Source organism: Rhodococcus sp. MEB032 (assembly GCF_030208925.1).
GTDB lineage: Bacteria > Actinomycetota > Actinomycetes > Mycobacteriales > Mycobacteriaceae > Rhodococcus_F > Rhodococcus_F qingshengii.
Genome location: NZ_JARVSY010000030.1, coordinates 1 through 18,353, shown reverse-complemented (window position 1 = coordinate 18,353; position 18,353 = coordinate 1). Strand labels below are relative to the sequence as shown.

Genomic DNA, 18,353 nt, shown 5'->3' with positions numbered 1-18,353 from the left:
ATGCGAACTTGAATCCCTATCAAGCGGTCATACCTCCATACCGATACATAAGAACATCGATAGAACCAGTTCCGTCGCCAGTCGTTGGATGCCGAACAGAAATACGCCCGCTGGGACCTTCGCAAGGGCACGCAAGTGACGGCCTGCCACAGGCACAGCAAAAAAGCGGCTCCGGATTGCTCCGGAGCCGCATTTCAATCTCACTTCGGTCGGGCTGACAGGATTTGAACCTGCGACCACTTGACCCCCAGTCAAGTGCGCTACCAAGCTGCGCCACAGCCCGTCCCACGCCCTTGTTTCGGGCGCTTGGAAAGATTACATCAGGGACGGGCCGAAGTACCAATCGGCTGGTCAGAGCCGTTTCAGTACCGAATTGGACGCAGAATCAGCGGCCCTTACGGTCGCGCTTCTCGCGCACTCGGACGGACACGCGGATCGGGCTGCCGTCGAAGTTGAACTCTTCACGCAGACGCCGCTCGATGAAGCGGCGGTAGCCGGCCTCGAGGAAGCCCGTTGTGAAGAGAACGAATGTCGGCGGGCGCGTGCTTGCCTGCGTCGCGAACATGATGCGAGGCAGTCGGCCACCACGCATCGGCGGCGGTGTTGCTGCCACAACTTCCTTGAGCCAGGTGTTCAGGCGACCCGTGGGGATTCGCTTGTCCCAGGATTCGAGAGCCGTGTCGAGAGCCGGCACGAGCTTCGCCACTGCGCGACCGGTGTGGGCGGAGATGTTGACTCGCTGAGCCCACGGAACGCGGACCAGATCGCGGTCCACTTCCTTGTCCAGCATGAGTCGACGGTCCTCGTCCACGAGGTCCCACTTGTTGAATGCGATCACCAGTGCGCGACCCGTGTCGGCCACCATGCTCAGAACACGTAGGTCCTGCTCGGTGATCGGCTCGTGCGCGTCGATCAGCAGGATCGCGACCTCAGCGGCCTCGATCGCGCTCTTCGTACGCAGCGACGCATAGAACTCCGCCCCGCTGGCATGGCTGACGCGCTTGCGCAGACCAGCCGTGTCGACGAAACGCCAAGGGCGCCCGCCGAGTTCGACGATGGAGTCGACCGGGTCGACGGTGGTGCCGGCAACATTGTGCACGACGGACCGCTCGTCACCGGACAGCTTGTTGAGCAAGCTGGACTTTCCGACGTTCGGCTTTCCGACGAGAGCAACACGACGCGGACCGCCGCCGGGGATACCTTCACGCGGGGTTTCCGGCAGCTTCTCGAGAACCTCGTCGAGCAGGTCGCCGGTGCCGCGGCCGTGGGTCGCACTCACGGAGTACGGCTGACCGAGGCCCAAGGACCACAGCGCTGCAACCTCGGACTCGGTACGTCCGTCGTCTACCTTGTTGGCAACGAGGATGACCGGAGTCTTCGAGCGGCGAAGCACGCGAGCCACAGCTTCGTCCGTCGCCGTAGCGCCGACAACAGCGTCGACGACCAGGAGAATGGCGTCAGCTGTTCCCATGGCCAACTCGGCCTGCCGGGCAACGGCCTGCTGAAGGCCCTTTGCGTCGGGTTCCCATCCGCCGGTGTCCTGGACGAGGAAGCGTCGTCCGGCCCAGTTCGCCTCATACGAGACGCGGTCACGAGTGACGCCGGGGATGTCCTCGACTACCGCTTCACGACGGCCGATGATGCGGTTGACGAGCGTCGACTTGCCGACGTTCGGTCGACCGACAACAGCCAAGGTCGGGACGGCAATGTGCGCTTCGCCTTCGCCTTCCGCTTCGAGATCGGCGTAGTCCCACTCCGATTCCTCGGACCAAGTTCCGTCACCGGCATATTCGGTTACCAGATCGTCGCTCACTGCACTGCTCCAGTTCTGTCGCTGACCACCAACAGCAACTTGGCGATCACATCTTCAATTCCGAATTCGCTCGTATCCACCAGAATGGAATCCTCGGCAGGGCGCAACGGCGACACTGCCCGAGTCGAATCGAGATGGTCACGGCGCTGCACATCAGCCAGCACCGCTTCGTAATTGTCTTCACGGCCTTGGCCAATATTCTGCGTATTGCGCCGTGCCGCACGGGTTTCCGCCGATGCGGTCAAGAAGATCTTGACGTCTGCATCGGGGAGTACGACGGTTCCGATGTCGCGACCTTCCACGACGATCCGCTCCGCACCGGCCGCCAACTCACGCTGAGTGGCGACCAGCAGGTCGCGAACCTCGGGTACGGCCGACACTGCGGAGACAGCCTTGGTGACCGCGTCGCCGCGGATCTCCTCGCTGACGTCCGCGCCGTCGAGATGCACCTGCTCGCTGCTCGGATCGGTACCGATGGACCATGGCAACGCCGCAACGGCGGCCGTGATCGCGGCGGAATCCGCCAGATCGATTCCCTGACGCAGCACGTGCAGGGTCGCGATCCGGTAGATGGCTCCGGTGTCGAGGTAGCGAGCGCCCAAACGCTGCGCCAACGCGCGAGAGACGCTGGACTTGCCGGTTCCGGACGGTCCGTCCATTGCGACTACCAGCGGCATGGACGAATCGGTCACAGGCCGACCGCCTCGTACAGTCCACCGACCTCGCTACGTCCGAGGACGCGCTGCGTTCCCGGACGCTGATCGCCGAGAGCGACAACTCCGACGTTGGTGCGTACCAGGCGGACAACGGGGTGACCGACGGCATCGAGGAGGCGACGCACGATGTGCTTACGGCCCTCGTGCAGAACCAGCTTGACGAGCGTCTTGCCCTCGTTGATCTCGAGCACGGTGAACGCGTCCACCTTGGCCGGACCGTCGTCGAGGGTGACGCCGTCACGCAACTGCTTGCCGGTGCTGCGCTCGACAACTCCGTGAACCGTGGCGAGGTACGTCTTCGGAACCTCGAACGACGGGTGCATCAGGCGGTGAGCCAAGTCACCGTCGTTGGTGAAGAGAAGCAAGCCTTCGGTGTCGGCGTCGAGACGGCCGACGTGGAAGAGCCGCTGACCCGACTGAACGCGCTCGGAGACGATGTCACCGACACACGGACGACCGAGATCGTCGGACATGGTGCACTGCCAGCCACGCGGCTTGTTCATCGCGAGGTAGACGAGGTCCTTCTGCACGACGACGCGGACGCCGTCGACACGAACCACTGCGTTCTCGGGGTCGACACGCAGACCCTGTTCGACGACGATGCGACCGTCGACCTCGACGCGACCCTGGTCGATCAGTTCTTCAGCTGCACGGCGTGATGCGACGCCGGCCTGAGCCAGCACCTTCTGCAAGCGGACGCCGTCGCCCTTCGGCGGGCCGTCGTGCTTGGTGATCTCGGCATGCTGGTGACGTGCCGGCTTGGCGTTGGAGACCAACGGGTTCTGAGAGACGACGCGCTGCGGCTTCTCGGTCTTCGGCTTGCCTCGCTTGTTTGTCGCCGGCGGTGTGGGAGCTGCCGGGCGCTTGCGCGGAGGTCCGTCGAACTTGGACCCACGAGGTGCGTTCGACCATGCGCCGCCGCGAGGAGCGTCGGGGCGTGCGCCGCGCTGATCGTCACTACGACGGTCAGCGCCGCCACGCGGTGCGCGACGGGCGTCGACGTGGGGGGTACGGCGGTCATCGCTGCGGGGTCCGCGGCGATCGTCCGTGCGCGGGCCGCGCCGATCGTCGTTGTAGCCACCACGACGGTCGTCCGTACGTGCAGGGCGACGGTCATCACTGCGCGGAGGGCGACGGTCATCATTGAATCCACCGCGACGGTCGTCCGTGCGGGGACGGTCGGATCCGGCGTTGCGGTCGTATCCGGAGGTACTGCGGGAAGTGTTGCTGCGTCCACCACGGGGCGCTTCGCTACGTGCGCCGCGGGGGGCGTCGCTGCGACCACCACGGGGGGCATCGCTGCGTGCGCCGCGGTTGTCGCGGGAGTTGTTACGGTCCGGTGTGCCATCTCGGCGAGCGGGATTGTTCACTTTTTTCCTGTCAGTTTTCTACTGTTTCCCGAGCGTGGTCGGGTCTTTCTCGGTGCTGACGAGCGCCGGAATTCCGGTCAGTCGTCGACTTCGGTGTCCACTACGTCAGCGGGCACGTCTGCCTTGTTCATTCTCGCAAATCGCGGATCGGATTCCAGGCTTTCGCTGATGTCGTCGATGAGATCGACATCAGGCAAGAGCGGGGCCAACTCCGGGAGCTCGCTGAGCGAGGCCAGGCCGAGCCGTTCGAGGAACAGTTCGGTCGTGGAGTACCGTGTCGCGTTGGTGTCCGGGTCAGGCCCGGCTTCCGCGATCAGTCCGCGGGCAAGGAGGGTGCGTACCACCCCGTCCACGTTGACGCCTCGTACCGCACTGATCCGCGCACGAGTCAACGGTTGACGGTATGCGACTACGGCCAAAGTTTCCAATGCCGCCCTGGTCAATTTGGTGCGTGCGCCGTCCAATAGCAGCTTTTCCACGTACGGGGCAAACTCTTGTCGCGTGTACAGACGCCATCCGTCGCCCGCGTAGCGAAGGTCCATTCCGCTGCCGCGAGCGGTCAATGCGGCTGACATCGACGTCAGGCGTTCTTCGACTCGTTCCGGCGCGGTTCCGGTGACAGATGCGAGTTGGTTCACTTCGGCCGGCGAATCCACGACAAGCAGAAGCGACTCCAGCACTGCGTCGAGTTGATCGTCGTCGAGTTCGAAATCGGGGGCGGAATCTTCGGACTCCGAGGCGTGTTCGGTAGGCTCGATCATCTCGTCTAGCTGCGAAGACTCTGGTTCCGTCGGCTCGGCGTTCATCCGTAGTCCTCCTCTGTGACCGGCGCGGCCGGGTCGTCTCCGGTCCAACTCACCATCAGCGGTCCGAGTGCTTCGGGTTGCTCGAACACAATGACCTGCCGGCGATACAACTCGAGCAACGCGAGAAATCTTGCGACTATCTCGACGGTGATCTCACACTCGGCAACGAGGTCCCCGAAGGGTGTCCACTCCCCTATGCCTCGCTCGCGCAGCAACTCGAGAATTCGCTCGGCCTGCTCGGGTATCGAGATATTGGACACATGGAGGTGATCGAGGCCCACCGTCGGCACCGGACGTGGTGTGAACACAGTCGCCGCGATCTCCGCAAAACGCTGAGGGTCGACGCCCAACAACACCTCGGGCAGGAGTTCGGTGAACTGATCCTCGACGGCAACCGAGCGCGGATAGCGCCGCAGCGCTGCTTCCTCCAACTCACCGAACAGCGCCGCAACTTGTTTGTACGCCCGGTACTGCAGCAGCCGCGCGAAGAGAAGGTCGCGGGCTTCGAGTAGCGCCAGATCCTCCGCGTCCTCGACCTGCCCGGCGGGCAACAGCCTGGCCGCTTTCAGGTCCAGAAGCGTAGCTGCGACGACCAGAAACTCTGTTGTCTGATCGAGGCCCATCGCACTGCCAAGTTCCTTGGTGTATGCGATGAAATCGTCAGTGACGGTGTGCAGGGCGACTTCGGTGACATCGAGCTGTCGTTGATTGATCAGGTTCAACAGCAGATCGAACGGGCCTTCGAAGTTCCGGAGAGTGACTCGGAAACCGGCAGCCTTGGCTGCGGTCTGAGCGTCGGTCGGCACGTTCGGGTCGATCGAATCCGGCTCGACTTCGACCGAATCTTCTTGCGATGCAATCAGTTCCACTAACGACCAGACCGGTGAATGACCTCGCGGGCCAATGCTCGATATGCCTCGGCCCCAGCCGATTTCGGCGCCCACGTCGTGATCGGCTCACCGGCGACGCTGGTTTCGGGGAATCGGACGGTGCGGTTGATCACCGTGTCGTAGACGACGTCGCCGAACACCTCGACGACTCGCGCCATCACCTCACGAGCGTGCAGAGTCCGGGCGTCGAACATCGTGACGACGATACCGGCCAACTCGAGCTTGGGATTGAGACGATCGTGCACCTTTTCGACGGTGTCGTTGAGGAGTGCCAGGCCGCGCAGGCTGAAGTACTCGCATTCCATCGGAATGATGACCGAATCGGCGCAGGCCAGTGCATTCACCGTGAGCAGGCCAAGCGACGGCTGGCAGTCGATGAGCACGTAGTCGTACCGATCGAGAACAGGGTGCAACACGCGTCCCAAGGTCTGCTCACGTCCGACCTCGGTGACCAATTGGATCTCGGCGGCCGAAAGGTCGATGTTGCTGGGCAGCAGGTCGAGGCCGTCGACCCGAGTTCGCATCAACACATCGTCGATGGACACACGCGGTTCGACCAGAAGGTTATGGACGGTCAGTTCCAGGTCGTGATGCTGGACGCCCAGTCCAGCAGACAACGCGCCTTGGGGATCGAGATCCACCAGGAGCACTCGGCGACCGTATTCGGCCAACGACGCACCCAGGTTGATGGTCGACGTCGTCTTGCCGACGCCGCCCTTCTGGTTGCACATCGCGATGATCATCGCGGGTCCGTGGTGCGCCAACGGTGTCGGTTGGGGTACCTCGCGGACCGGTCGACCTGTCGGGCCGAGTTCTTCCGCGGAAACGGTGAGGGTTTCCGCAGGTGGAGAGGCTACTGGCGTCGTATCTATTTCGAACATCGCCTCTGGTTCGGAGGGTACAGCCGGTGCTGATTCGTTCACGCGCTCGAAGAGTTGGGCATTGACATGCGGCGGCGCGGACTCCGCCGCTGGTGGCTGCGATGTCGACACGGTCCGATGCTCCCCTACTCTTTCGGCGGTTGCTCTCGGCGCCGGCAAACCCCCGAAACTGCGGTGGAGGCCGCTCGCGCTCCTTGAACGCTACCGCTTACATCACCGAATGGTCTCGCAGACACGCATGAGCCAACCAACCCCTAACGGGCACGCGGGTGTGCCTGAGCCCACACTTCGCGCAACGCGGTGACGGTGACCAGTGTGTAGATCTGCGTCGTGGTTACCGAAGCGTGACCGAGAAGTTCCTGCACGACGCGTACGTCCGCGCCGCCGTCGAGCAGGTGTGTGGCAAACGAGTGCCTGAGCGTATGGGGTGAGACGTCCGCCTTGATCCCGGCGGACGCGGCCGCGTCCTGAAGAATCTGCCATGCACTCTGACGCGAGAGGCGTCCACCGCGAGCGTTGAGAAAGAGGGCAGGAACACCGCGCGTCGCCAGGCTTGGGCGCCCGCGGACGAGATACGCGTCGACGGCGGCGATCGCCGGCCTGCCGACGGGGACGATCCGCTGCTTGCCGCCCTTGCCCTTGAGCAGCACGGAACGAGTTTCGGTATCGATGTCGTCGACGTCCAGATCGATCGCCTCGGTGATTCGCGCTCCGGTCGAGTACAGGAGCTCGAGCAGAGCGCGATCCCGCAGGTCGCGGGGCCCGTCACCGGCCGCACCGCCACCCGAAGCGTCGAGCAGGGCGATCACGTCGTCGAGCGGCAGAGCCTTGGGCAGCTTGCGTCCGGGCGTCGGCGGCTTGACCGTTCGGGCCACGTCGACGCTGACCAGGCCCTCGGCGGCGGAGAACTTGTGGAATCCGCGGACCGCGATCAGGGTGCGTGCTGCCGAACTGGCCGCCAATGGTACGACTCCGGCATCTTTGTCACCCAGGCGCAGATTTGTCACGAATTCGGTGACGTCGTTCTCCGTCACGCCCGCGACGTCGTCGATGCCGCGTCCGTGCAGGTACTCCGCGTACCGATTCAGGTCGCGGCGATAGGAAAGTAGAGTATTGCGCGCAGATCCTCGCTCGACCGCTAGATGGTCGAGATACGAGTCCACCTGTCGGGCAAGCACTTCAGGCTCGCGACTTGCGTTCTCCGAATGCGCGAGGACGATCGGGCCACGGTGCGTCGGCGGGGCGTAGCGGCTTTCCCGTCGCGCGTGCGGTGGCGATCGCGAGAATGCCTGATACCGCTGTGGCATTGACGATGTCGCCGCGTAGCGCCATGTCGACGGCGTCGGCGAGCGGAACCCGCGAAATCTCGAGATCGGCTTCTTCGTGTTCGGGATCGTCGCGCTCCACCTCGTGCAACCCCTCGGCGAGGAAGACGCGAACCGCCTCGTCCGTGAACCCGGGTGAGAGAGCGACATCGACCAGCACCGACCACCGATCGGCGCCGAGTCCGGTTTCTTCGCCCAGCTCGCGCGCTGCCGCCTCGACCGGGCTCTCCCCCGCAGCGTCGAGCAGACCGGCAGGAATTTCCCACAACCGGTGCCCGAGCGGGTGACGGTACTGGTGAATCAGCACCAGATTGTCGCGCTCGTCCAGTGCCACGACGGCAACGGCGCCGTGATGCTCGACGACTTCCCGATCGGCACGCTGACCACCAGGCATCGCAACGGTGTCGACGCGCAACGCGATGATCGCGCCGGTGTAGACCGTCTTGGAGCCGAGGGTGTCGAATTCGTGCCGACCGGGATCGCTCATCTGTGGCTAGACCTTTTCCACGTTCTCGACTGCAGCGTCGAGCGCCGTCTCGGTGGCGGCGGTGTCGATCTTCTCGTCACCGTGGACGTCGACGGGCAGGCGCTCTTCGAGCTTGTACGTCAACGCTGCTTCGACGAAGGCGGCGAACAGCGGGTGCGGGCGTGTCGGGCGACTCTTGAGCTCCGGGTGTGCCTGGGTGGCAACGAAGAACGGATGCTGCTCACGCGGGTACTCGACGAACTCGACCAGGTGGCCGTCCGGTGAAGTTCCGCTGAACTGCAAGCCGGACTTGGCAATCCGGTCGCGGTAGGTGTTGTTGACCTCGTAACGGTGACGGTGACGCTCGGAGACGTCCTCGGTTCCGTAGGCCTGAGCGACGACGGAACCCTTGGTCAGCACGGCCGGGTAAGCACCCAGACGCATGGTGCCACCGAGGTCGGCGTCACCGGCAATGACGTCTTCCTGATCAGCCATCGTGGAGATGACCGGGTGCTTGGTGTCCGGCTCGAACTCGGCCGAGTTGGCATCGTCGAGGCCGACGCTACGAGCAGCTTCGATGACGACGCACTGCAGACCCAGGCACAGACCCAGCAGCGGCAGCTTGCGCGAACGTGCGAAACGGATCGCGCCGAGCTTGCCTTCGATGCCGCGGATGCCGAAGCCACCGGGGATCAGAACACCGTCGACGTCACCGAGAGCGGCCTGCGCTCCGGCTTCGGTCTCACAGGCGTCCGACGGGACCCAGGAGATCTCGACCTTGGACCGGTTCGCGAATCCACCGGCGCGCAGTGCCTCGGTGACGGAGAGGTATGCGTCGGGCAGGTCGACGTACTTGCCGACCAACGCGACCCGCACGGTCTCACGCGGCTGGTGAACACGATCGAGGAGGTTGCCCCACACGGTCCAGTCGACGTCGCGGAACGGGAGACCGAGCTGGCGAACGACGTAAGCGTCGAGGCCCTCACGGTGCAGAACCTTCGGGATGTCGTAGATCGAGGGAGCGTCGGGCGTCGAGATGCAGGCGTCGACGTCCACGTCGCACATGAGCGCGATCTTGTTCTTGAGGCCCTGCGGAACGTCACGATCGCAACGAAGGATCAGCGCGTCGGGCTGAATGCCGATGCTGCGCAACGACGCAACCGAGTGCTGCGTGGGCTTGGTCTTGAGTTCTCCGGAGGGGCCGAGGTACGGCACGAGGGAGACGTGCAGGAAGAAGACGTTGTCGCGGCCGACGTCGTGGCGGACCTGGCGAGCGGCTTCGAGAAAGGGCTGCGATTCGATGTCGCCGACTGTTCCACCGATTTCGGTGATCACGACGTCCGGGCGGTGTCCCTGCAGATCCGGACCGCTCATCTCGAGGATGCGACGCTTGATCTCGTCGGTGATGTGCGGGATGACCTGAACGGTGTCGCCGAGGTACTCGCCGCGGCGTTCCTTGGCGATGACCGTCGAGTAAACCTGGCCGGTGGTGACGTTCGCCTGGCCGGAGAGGTCACGGTCGAGGAACCGCTCGTAGTGTCCGACGTCGAGGTCGGTCTCGGCACCGTCTTCGGTGACGAAGACCTCGCCGTGCTGGAAGGGGTTCATGGTGCCCGGATCCACATTGAGATAGGGATCGAGCTTCTGCATGGTCACGCGCATTCCCCGCGCGGTCAACAACTGTCCCAGGCTCGAGGCGGTCAAACCTTTGCCGAGCGAGGAAGCTACACCTCCGCTGACGAAGATGTGCTTGGTGGCGGTACGTGTGTTAGTGCGTGACTGTGGCAAAGGGGCTCCCGTGACGACTGTGCAGGGCTTGGTCTGATGAAGCATGCTGGGGCCTGCCGACCCACGGGATTTCACGGTAACACCTATCGGGGGTCGGTGCCTACAACGCGCCGACTTTCCGCCCCCGATGTGACCGGCGTATCAATACCGGGGTGTTCAGTTGGTGGGTGCGCCGACGGTGACCGCCGCCGCTCCCGGTCCCGTGCCGTAGCGGCCGGCGCCGCCGTTCAACTGTTCCTGCAGCGCCAACGGCGTGGTGATCTTGCCCGACTCCCGATCGATGTTGTCGATGGTCGTCAAGCCCGCTGAGAGCGCCGCGTCCGCACGAGCGACGGCAACCGGACCACTGCCCTCGGCCGAGCCAGGCCGGCCCGCGAGAATCGTTCCTGCGCCGCGTCCGTCGAGAGCACCGGCGAACCGGGCGATGACGGCGCCGCGGTTACCCGTGGCTGCGTCGGATTCACTCTTGTTGTCGCCGGTGAGAACCACGGCGAGTTGAGCCGGCTTGACCGCTCCGTCGTCGTAGCTGATGAAACCGGCGCTACGCAGCGAGTCGAGCGCGAGATTCATCTCGTCCGGACTGCTCCGCGGTTCGCTGTTCTGCCCGTTGAGAAGCAGAACCGAACCGAGCAGATCACCCGCGAGACTGCCCTGATCGACCGCACCGGTCTTTAGGGTGATCCCCGCAGGGATGACATTGGTGACGACGGTCCGCAAGCGGTCACCACCGGTGGCGTCGACAAACGAATCGGTGAGCGAGACGCGTCCGGTCACGGCACCGCCGGCGGCAGTGACGAGTCGGTTGACACCGTCGAGATCACTGGGATCCGCGTCCGGTGCCGTGATGACGACGACGGTGCGACCAGCGAGACTGTCACGCACGACGCGACCGCCGACAGCGGCATCGAAGCCGTCCGCGGAATTGAGTTGCTGCTGAAGCTGATTGGACTGTTGATTGAGGTCTTCGATCTCGTTCTGCAGGTCCGCCTTGTCGTCGCGCAGACCCGAAAGCAATCCACTGGACAGCATTCCGGAACCGAGCACCACGCCGATCGCGAGTGCCAGGAAGATTGCCGCTATGGAAATTGCATGTTGACGCATCGAAATCACTTGAAGAGCCCCTGAACCCACAGCGCGAAGCTGTTCCACGTTGCGATTGCCCAGTCGAGAACTTCACTACCGGCATTGGACACGACCAGGGCGACGATCACTGCCACCAGGGCGGCGAGCACCAGGAGCGCGATCGCGCCGCCGGACACTCGACTTCGATACAGCGTTGCCACAGCCTTGGCGTCGACCAGCTTCGGTCCCACCTTGAGCCGTGTCATGAACGCCGACGGATTGCTTTCACGACGCCCACGGTCGAAGAACTCGTCCAAGGACACCACGTTGCCGACCGTCACGATCAGTGAAGCTCCGTGGTGATCGGCGAGCAGCAACGCAAGGTCGGTCGGTGAGCAGGTCGCCGGGAACGTCATCGCCCCGATCCCGAGATCCTGGATTCGGGAAAGCCCCGCCGCATGACCGTCCTGGTCTGCGGGCAGAACAACTTCCGCGCCGGACTTGAGGGTGGAACTGGTGATCTCTTCCGGGTCGCCCACGATCAGATCGGGGCGGTATCCGGCCTTGCTCAACACGTCCGCACCTGCACCGACACCGATCAGGATCGGCGAATACTCCTTGATGAAGGGCTTGAGGTTCTTCAGATCGGCCTCGTGTTCGGGTCCGTCGGAGACGACCACGACGTGGCGATCCTTCAAGTCGATGTCGATGTCCGGAACACCGATTCCGTCGATCAGCAAAGGACTTTCGGTGCGGATGAACTCGATGGTGTTACCCGAGAACGCTTCCAGGTGATCGACCAGGCCGGTCTTGGCCTCGATCATCCGATCGGAGATCTCGGCCTCGGTCTGCTCTTCGCCCTTGACGAGGCTCTTCTCGCCGTTGAAGATCTCGCCCTCGTGCAGGCGGATCTTGCTGCCGTCCTTGACGTTCTTGAAGACGTCACCGTCTACGGCATCGATCAGAACGATGTCGTTGGCGACGATCACTTCCGGTCCGAGGTTGGGGTACCGCCCCGAAATCGACGGCGACGCGTTGACCACGGCCATGACTCCGGCTTTCACCAGAGCATCGGCGGTCCGGCGATCGATGTCGACTTCGTCGAGGATCACGATGTCTCCAGGACCGACGCGGCGTAGAAGCTTCGCCGTGTTCCGATCGGCCCTGGCGATGCCACTGATCCCAGGCAAGGATTCGGTGTTACGTGAGAGCAATCCGGGCATCTTCATGGCTTCGATGATGAACCTGAAACCGCGTTGACCGGTGGAGGCGCGCCGACAACTACCACATCAGTCACACCAACACCACAGAACCTTCAATCTGTGACGCGGGCCGCATTCGCGATCTCGAGCAGTTCTTCGGCGTGCGCACGACCGGTCTCGGTGTCGTCCAGCCCTGCCAACATACGGGCCAATTCGACCACCCGATCCGAATCCGACAAGGTCCGCACGCCACTGCTCACCACGCCGCCTTTGTCGTCGACCTTGTCCACCACGAGGTGGGTGTCGGCAAACGCAGCAACCTGCGGAAGGTGGGTGACGACGATAACCTGATGCGTACGAGCAAGTTTCGCCAATCGGCGGCCGATCTCGACAGCAGCGCGACCACCGACCCCCGCGTCCACTTCGTCGAAAACCATCGTCGCACCGGTGTCGCTACCAGCGAGAACAACCTCGAGCGCCAGCATGACGCGTGACAGCTCGCCACCGGAAGCGCTCTTGCTGATCGGAAGTGACGGTGCCCCGCTGTGCGCGGACAGACGGAATTCCACCTCGTCGACGCCGGCAGACCCGGCATGAAGGTCTACTCCCCCGACGCTGAGCGGCGCCGAGTCCTGCGGGCCGGCAGGCTGCGAGCGCACAGTCACCTCGAGACCCGCACGTCCCATCGCCAGACCGGCGAGTTCCGCGCTGACGGCTTTGGCGAGCTTTGCCGCTGCCTTGACTCTGGCGGCGCTCAGCTTTGTGGCGGCTTCCGCGGTGAGGCCAGCCGTCTCCTCGACCTGCTTGGCCAACAGCGACAACGCATCCGACGACACGTCGAGTTTGGACAGACGAGCGCGAGCGGTATCTGCCCATTCGAGAACACCGTCGACATCGGCGGCGTACTTGCGAGTCAGAGTCTTCAGTTCCGATTGCCGCGACAGCAGCGAGTCCAGAGCACCCGGGTCTGCGGGCAGCCCGGACAGATAGGTGTTCAGATCACCGGCAACATCGGTGACGACGGCAATAGCGTCGGCCAACCGGGAACCGAGGCCGTCCAGATCTGCGTCGGTGACCGACTCGATACGCGCCCGCGCTTCGGACATCAGGTCTAGCGCCGGCATGACCCCGACGTCGCCGCTGGCCATGTCGTCACTACCGGCGAGCGCAGCGTGCGCCTCTTCCGCAGCCGAGCGGAGCGAATCGAGTTCACTGAGTCGACGAACTTCGGCAACGATTGCCGTGTCCTCGCCTGGCTCGGGTGCCACGCCGTCGATTTCGTTGAGCGCGAAGGTCAACTGATCTGCTTCTTGCGCCAGTTCACGAGCCTTCGACGTGCGTTCGATCAACTCCGAACGAGCATCGAGCCATTCACGACGGTGTTTGCGGTACCTCGTCAGCAGCGTTCCGATTGCCTTGTCCCCGAAGCGGTCCAGCGCATTGCGTTGCTGGTCGGGACGAAGCAATCGCAGCTGATCGTTCTGTCCGTGGACAGTCAGAAGTGGGTCCGTGAATTCGGAGAGAACTCCCGCCGGCACGCTTCGTCCGCCGAGATGAGCCCGTGAGCGGCCGTCGCTGCCGACTGTCCGGACGGCGATGATGGTCCCGTCCTCGTCGCGCTCGGCGCCGGACGATTCCAGGATTCGGACGATCTCACGCTCGGTGGCCGGTGAGACGTCGTCGGCGATGAATCGTCCTTCGACGACGGCTCGCGACGCGCCCAACCGCACCCGCCCGGCATCGGCTCGCGCTCCGCTGAGGAGGTGCAAGCTGGTGACGACCATCGTTTTACCTGCGCCGGTTTCACCGGTCAGGACGGTCAGGCCCTCGTGGAACTGGGCGCTGGCCTCGGAGATCACACCAAGACTGTCGATACGGATCTCTGCGAGCACGATTAAGGCTTCCTTCCTCGCCATCCGGTAACCGGAAGCTCGAACTTGCGAACCATCCGATCAGCGAAGGGCGCAGAGTCCAACCGGACCCACTTGACGGGAGTGGCGCCGCGAACGATCTCGACGCGAGCGCCGGCAGGCAGTTCCAACGTACGACGACCGTCGCAGAAGACCAGGCCGTCGTGGCTACCGGCGACGGTCTCCACCGCGATGATCGAATTCGGGCTGGTGACCAACGGCCGCGCGAACAGCGCGTGCGCGTTGCTGGGTACGACGAGCAATGCTTCGAGTTCGGGCCACACGACAGGGCCGCCTGCAGAAAAGGCATAAGCGGTCGAGCCGGTGGGAGTGGACACGAGAACACCGTCGCAACCGAAGGCAGACACCGGTCGGCCGTCGACTTCGAGGACAACTTCGAGAACTCCCAGACGCGAACGATTCTCGATACTGGCCTCGTTCAGCGCCCACCCGCGATCGATGATCTCGTCGTCCACCCGAATCACAACGTCGAGTGTCATACGGGACTCGACGCGATATTCCTTGCGAACTACCTGTGCGAGAGCCTCGTCGAGATGCTCGGCCTCGGTCTCTGCCAGAAATCCGATCCGTCCGAGGTTGATGCCCAGTACCGGAATGGACGCTTCTTGAGCGAGTTCGGCGGCGCGCAGAAATGTGCCGTCACCACCGAGAACCAGAACTAACTCGCATCCGACGGCAGCATCAGGGCCGGGATGAACAACCGTGACGTCGAGACCCGGCGCAGAGAAGCCCGCGGGTTCCGTCATTGCTTCGATGCGCGAGCTGTCTGCTTCGTCGACGAGGACTCGCAGTCCGATTCCCGCCCGTTCGAAAATCTTCCCGACTCGTTTGGCGGTTTCCGTGATGTCACGTCGACCAGGGTGTGCGACAAGAAGGATCTCGCGCGACTCGCCGTTCGTGACCGCGTTCACTGGGGCCCTTCCTCTACAGCCTTGCGAATCATGTCCTCCACCGAAGGAATTCCCTCGGTGTCCGGCTCGTGATCAACGGGCGAACCTGTCTTTCGAAGCCACAGGAAATACTCGACATTTCCCGACGGACCGGGCAATGGGCTGGCCACGACACCTAACGTCCGCAGACCTACCTTTGCAGCAGCCTCCGACACGTCGAGCACAGCCGAGATTCGCAATTCCGGATCTCGTACGACGCCACCGGCACCGACGCGGTCCTTGCCCACCTCGAACTGAGGCTTGACCATCGGAACCAGGTCCGCGCCGTCAGCAGTACAGGCGACAAACGCCCCGAGTACAAGTTTGAGAGAAATGAACGACAAGTCCGCGACAACGAGATCGACAGTTCCGCCGATGGTCTCCGCATCAATTGCACGAACATTGGTTCGGTCGATGACGTGCACCCGGTCATCGGACTGCAGGCGCCACACCAGTTGTCCGTAGCCGACGTCCACTGCGACAACTTCCTTCGCACCACGCGTCAGCAGAACATCGGTGAACCCACCGGTGGATGCGCCGGCGTCGAGGCAACGGCGACCTTCGACCGTCAATCCTTCGGCACCGAAGGCGTCGAGTGCGCCGATCAGTTTGTGAGCACCTCGCGACGCCCACGAAACTTCCTGCTCCACCTCGACGACCCGAAGCGGAGTACCGGCTTCGATCGCCGTCGCAGGCTTGGTCGCAACGGCTCCCGAGATGAGAACTCGCCCGGCGGAAATCAGTTCTTGCGCATGATCTCGTGACCGTGCGAGTCCGCGACGGACAAGTTCGGCGTCCACCCGTGCTCTACGTGCCACGTCAAGCCCTGTCCACAGAGGCGAGTGCCTGGACGAGCACCTCGTGTGCCTGTTCCAAAATATGTGCCTTCTGCGGAATCACACCTGCTCCGTGCTGATCGTTCGGATCCTGTTCGATGCCACCGAGGCGCGCCAGCAAACCGTCGACGTCAGAACGTATGCGTTCCGGATCGACGGAAGGGCGTGGCCCGGGCAACGGAGATCCGTTACTCGTGTTTCCGGGGTGCGGTGTCGGCGTGCTCATCGGGCACAACGTTAGTGCATGACTCTCGGTTACGCATACACCCGCACCCCCGCGAGTCGAACACATTTGCGAGAGATCAGACGAGCCAGGATGCAAACAGATCCGCCACGCCGGCATCCGACGCTTCCAGGGTCCGGAACGACGGATTAGCCCATGCGACAGGCGCAACCGCGCGTAGAAGCGACATCTCGTCCCCGACAACCGGGCCGTCGACAACCAGCGCCGACCCGTTCACGGAGACAGACCACTTGGAGTCCGCACCGACCAGCGATTCGACGGCCGGCTGATTGAGCGAATCCAGAGTTGCTGCAATGTAGGTGGGGCGCTGCTCAACCGGAGCCCGCAGTACGTCACCCGGCATGCTCACACCGGTGAGAACCAACAACGAGTCGATCGAAACAGCTTGTGCGCCTTCGATATCGGTGTCCAAACGATCACCGACCACCAGTGGACGCGAGCACCCGCTGCGAGCGAGCGCGTCCTCCATCAGCGGTGCAGCAGGCTTACCTGCCACCAACGGTTCCTGCTTGGTCGCAGCGCGTAGAGCTGCCACCATCGAGCCGTTGCCCAGCACCAAACCCCGCTCCGACGGCAGTGTTGTGTCCAGGTTTGCCGCTACCCACAGCGCACCGGCCCGGATCGCCAAGCACGCCTCGGCAAGGATCGACCAGTTGGTCTCCGTCGAATGTCCTTGAACGACAGCAACCGGAGAATCCGCGAATTCGCGCACCGGAAGCAACCCGACGCGCGTCACCTCGTCGGCCAATGCGTCGGTACCGACGACGAGCACAGCGGCACCGGGTTCGAGACGCTCCGACAGCAGACGCACTGCCGTCTGAGAACTGGTGACGACACGATCGTCTTCGGAATCGAAACCGAGTTCGGTCAAATGCGCCGACACTGCCGAAGGCGAGCGACTCGCATTGTTGGTCACGTAGTACAAAGCCTGCGTGCCCTGACCGAGAGCGGCCTGGGTGCCGGGAATCGCATGAGCTCCGGCGTACAGCGTGCCGTCGAGATCGAGCAAAAGTACGTCGTACTGAGTACGAAGCACGGTCACTGATCTTCTCCGGTCAACTCGGCGACCCGTTCTTCAGCATCCGTGTCACCCTCGAGGTCAGCAGCTGCAGCGTTGAGGAACCACTTCAGTCCGTCTTCGACACGACCAGCTGAAACGAGGGCATCGGCGTAGGCGTAGAACAGCCGAGCCGCAGCTTCACCGGTACGCGCTGCGTCCAGATCCTTGGTCTGCAGTGTGACAACTGCCTGGTCGAACTGACCGAGATCCATGCGGGCGCCCGCGACGACGATCCTCAACTCAGACGCCTCGTCGCCCGAAAGCAGGGCAGCCTCGTCGCTACGGCCGAGCTCGATCGCGCGTTCGGGTCGACCCAAACCGCGTTCGCAGTCGGCCATGACAGCGATCAGACCCGGTCCGCCAGCCATTCGACGGGCAGCACGAAGCTCGGAGAGAGCTTCAGCCCATTCACCGGCGTGGTACGCGGTGATTCCGGCAGCTTCACGAACGACCGCAATTCGGCCGGCGCGCTGACGGGCAGCGCGAGCGTGGAGCAGTGCGAGTTCCGGATCTTCGTCGACGAGCTTGCCCGCCATGACGAGGTGACGCGCAACCGTGTTGGCGTTGTCCTTGTCGAGGCTGAGCAGATCCCGACGAACGGCCGGGTCCAACTCCGTGGGCTCTACGTTGTCGGGCAAATCCGGTTCGTCAGGTCGTGCTTGCTGACGGTTGCGGTCGCCGTCGCGTCCACGAGGGGTGAACCCACCCTCGCCGCCGCGACGCTGTCCGCCGTTGAATCCGCCGCCGCGGTTACTGTTTCCAGCACCGCCACGGTTGTTGTCTCCGGCACCACCGCGGCGGTCTCCGCCTGCAGCGCCGCGTGATCCACGCCCGTCGTTGTCACGACGGGGGCCACCTGATCGAGGCGCTCCTCCCCCACGGAAGGACCGACGCTCGTCGCCATTCTCCGACACAGTCATTCCTCTCATACAACGCACGAAAGGGGACCCAATATGTTGGGTCCCCTTTCGGTTAACGGGTGTTCGGCGGTGTCCTACTCTCCCACACCCTGTCGAGTGCAGTACCATCGGCGC

17 protein-coding genes and 1 tRNA gene are annotated in these 18,353 nt (G+C 63.6%); all 18 read right to left on the bottom strand.

Annotation, left to right across the window (positions count from 1 at the left end; all coding sequences use genetic code 11):
* Positions 1-209: 209 nt before the first annotated feature.
* The 18 genes from QRN54_RS26250 to QRN54_RS26165 all read right to left on the bottom strand — a co-directional run bounded on the left by QRN54_RS26250 (position 210) and on the right by QRN54_RS26165 (position 18,239).
* Positions 210-283, bottom strand: a tRNA-Pro gene (locus QRN54_RS26250).
* A 102-nt stretch (positions 284-385) separates the two neighbouring features.
* A complete protein-coding gene (gene der / locus QRN54_RS26245; RefSeq protein ID WP_007731884.1) occupies positions 386-1,813 on the bottom strand; it encodes a ribosome biogenesis GTPase Der in 1,428 nt (475 codons plus the stop codon).
* Positions 1,810-2,490 carry a (d)CMP kinase gene (gene cmk, locus QRN54_RS26240; protein ID WP_285183432.1) on the bottom strand — a complete coding sequence of 227 codons (681 nt, stop codon included), beginning with the start codon at positions 2,488-2,490 and terminating at the stop codon, positions 1,810-1,812. Before cmk ends, der begins: the two co-directional genes overlap by 4 nt.
* Before the next feature lie 11 nt (positions 2,491-2,501).
* The gene (locus QRN54_RS26235) at positions 2,502-3,899 is read right to left on the bottom strand and encodes a pseudouridine synthase (RefSeq protein ID WP_075833298.1); all 1,398 of its coding nucleotides are present in this window, start codon (positions 3,897-3,899) and stop codon (positions 2,502-2,504) included.
* 77 nt (positions 3,900-3,976) lie between these two features.
* Complete coding sequence (scpB, locus tag QRN54_RS26230; RefSeq protein WP_037127047.1) at positions 3,977-4,660, bottom strand: SMC-Scp complex subunit ScpB; 684 nt, start codon at positions 4,658-4,660, stop codon at positions 3,977-3,979.
* A gap of 41 nt (positions 4,661-4,701) precedes the next feature.
* Positions 4,702-5,523 carry a segregation and condensation protein A gene (locus QRN54_RS26225; protein ID WP_046379919.1) on the bottom strand — a complete coding sequence of 274 codons (822 nt, stop codon included), beginning with the start codon at positions 5,521-5,523 and terminating at the stop codon, positions 4,702-4,704.
* 50 nt (positions 5,524-5,573) lie between these two features.
* Complete coding sequence (locus QRN54_RS26220) at positions 5,574-6,587, bottom strand: ParA family protein (RefSeq protein WP_003946138.1); 1,014 nt, start codon at positions 6,585-6,587, stop codon at positions 5,574-5,576.
* A gap of 143 nt (positions 6,588-6,730) precedes the next feature.
* A complete protein-coding gene (gene xerD, locus QRN54_RS26215) occupies positions 6,731-7,654 on the bottom strand; it encodes a site-specific tyrosine recombinase XerD (protein WP_285183409.1) in 924 nt (307 codons plus the stop codon).
* A 1-nt stretch (position 7,655) separates the two neighbouring features.
* Positions 7,656-8,288, bottom strand: a complete 633-nt coding sequence (locus tag QRN54_RS26210) for an NUDIX domain-containing protein (protein ID WP_007731894.1) — start codon at positions 8,286-8,288, stop codon at positions 7,656-7,658.
* Positions 8,289-8,294: 6 nt separating this feature from the next.
* Positions 8,295-10,055: a CTP synthase gene (pyrG, locus tag QRN54_RS26205; RefSeq protein ID WP_003946139.1), complete on the bottom strand. Its 1,761-nt coding sequence runs from the start codon at positions 10,053-10,055 to the stop codon at positions 8,295-8,297.
* A gap of 156 nt (positions 10,056-10,211) precedes the next feature.
* A complete protein-coding gene (locus QRN54_RS26200) occupies positions 10,212-11,165 on the bottom strand; it encodes a copper transporter (protein ID WP_285183407.1) in 954 nt (317 codons plus the stop codon).
* Positions 11,162-12,346, bottom strand: coding sequence for a putative cytokinetic ring protein SteA (gene steA, locus QRN54_RS26195; RefSeq protein ID WP_007731902.1), 1,185 nt, complete (start codon positions 12,344-12,346; stop codon positions 11,162-11,164). The genes QRN54_RS26200 and steA overlap by 4 nt, the downstream gene beginning before the upstream one ends.
* An 86-nt stretch (positions 12,347-12,432) precedes the next feature.
* Positions 12,433-14,211: a DNA repair protein RecN gene (gene recN, locus QRN54_RS26190; RefSeq protein WP_003946143.1), complete on the bottom strand. Its 1,779-nt coding sequence runs from the start codon at positions 14,209-14,211 to the stop codon at positions 12,433-12,435.
* A gap of 2 nt (positions 14,212-14,213) precedes the next feature.
* Positions 14,214-15,161 carry an NAD kinase gene (locus QRN54_RS26185; RefSeq protein WP_003946132.1) on the bottom strand — a complete coding sequence of 316 codons (948 nt, stop codon included), beginning with the start codon at positions 15,159-15,161 and terminating at the stop codon, positions 14,214-14,216.
* Positions 15,158-15,997: a TlyA family RNA methyltransferase gene (locus tag QRN54_RS26180; RefSeq protein WP_285183406.1), complete on the bottom strand. Its 840-nt coding sequence runs from the start codon at positions 15,995-15,997 to the stop codon at positions 15,158-15,160. The genes QRN54_RS26185 and QRN54_RS26180 overlap by 4 nt, the downstream gene beginning before the upstream one ends.
* A 1-nt stretch (position 15,998) precedes the next feature.
* Positions 15,999-16,241, bottom strand: a complete 243-nt coding sequence (locus QRN54_RS26175) for a hypothetical protein (RefSeq protein ID WP_003946140.1) — start codon at positions 16,239-16,241, stop codon at positions 15,999-16,001.
* A gap of 76 nt (positions 16,242-16,317) precedes the next feature.
* Positions 16,318-17,301 carry an HAD-IIA family hydrolase gene (locus QRN54_RS26170; protein WP_063316361.1) on the bottom strand — a complete coding sequence of 328 codons (984 nt, stop codon included), beginning with the start codon at positions 17,299-17,301 and terminating at the stop codon, positions 16,318-16,320.
* On the bottom strand, positions 17,298-18,239 hold the full coding sequence (locus QRN54_RS26165; RefSeq protein WP_080961175.1) for a tetratricopeptide repeat protein: 942 nt from the start codon (positions 18,237-18,239) through the stop codon (positions 17,298-17,300). The genes QRN54_RS26170 and QRN54_RS26165 overlap by 4 nt, the downstream gene beginning before the upstream one ends.
* Positions 18,240-18,353 lie beyond the last annotated feature (114 nt).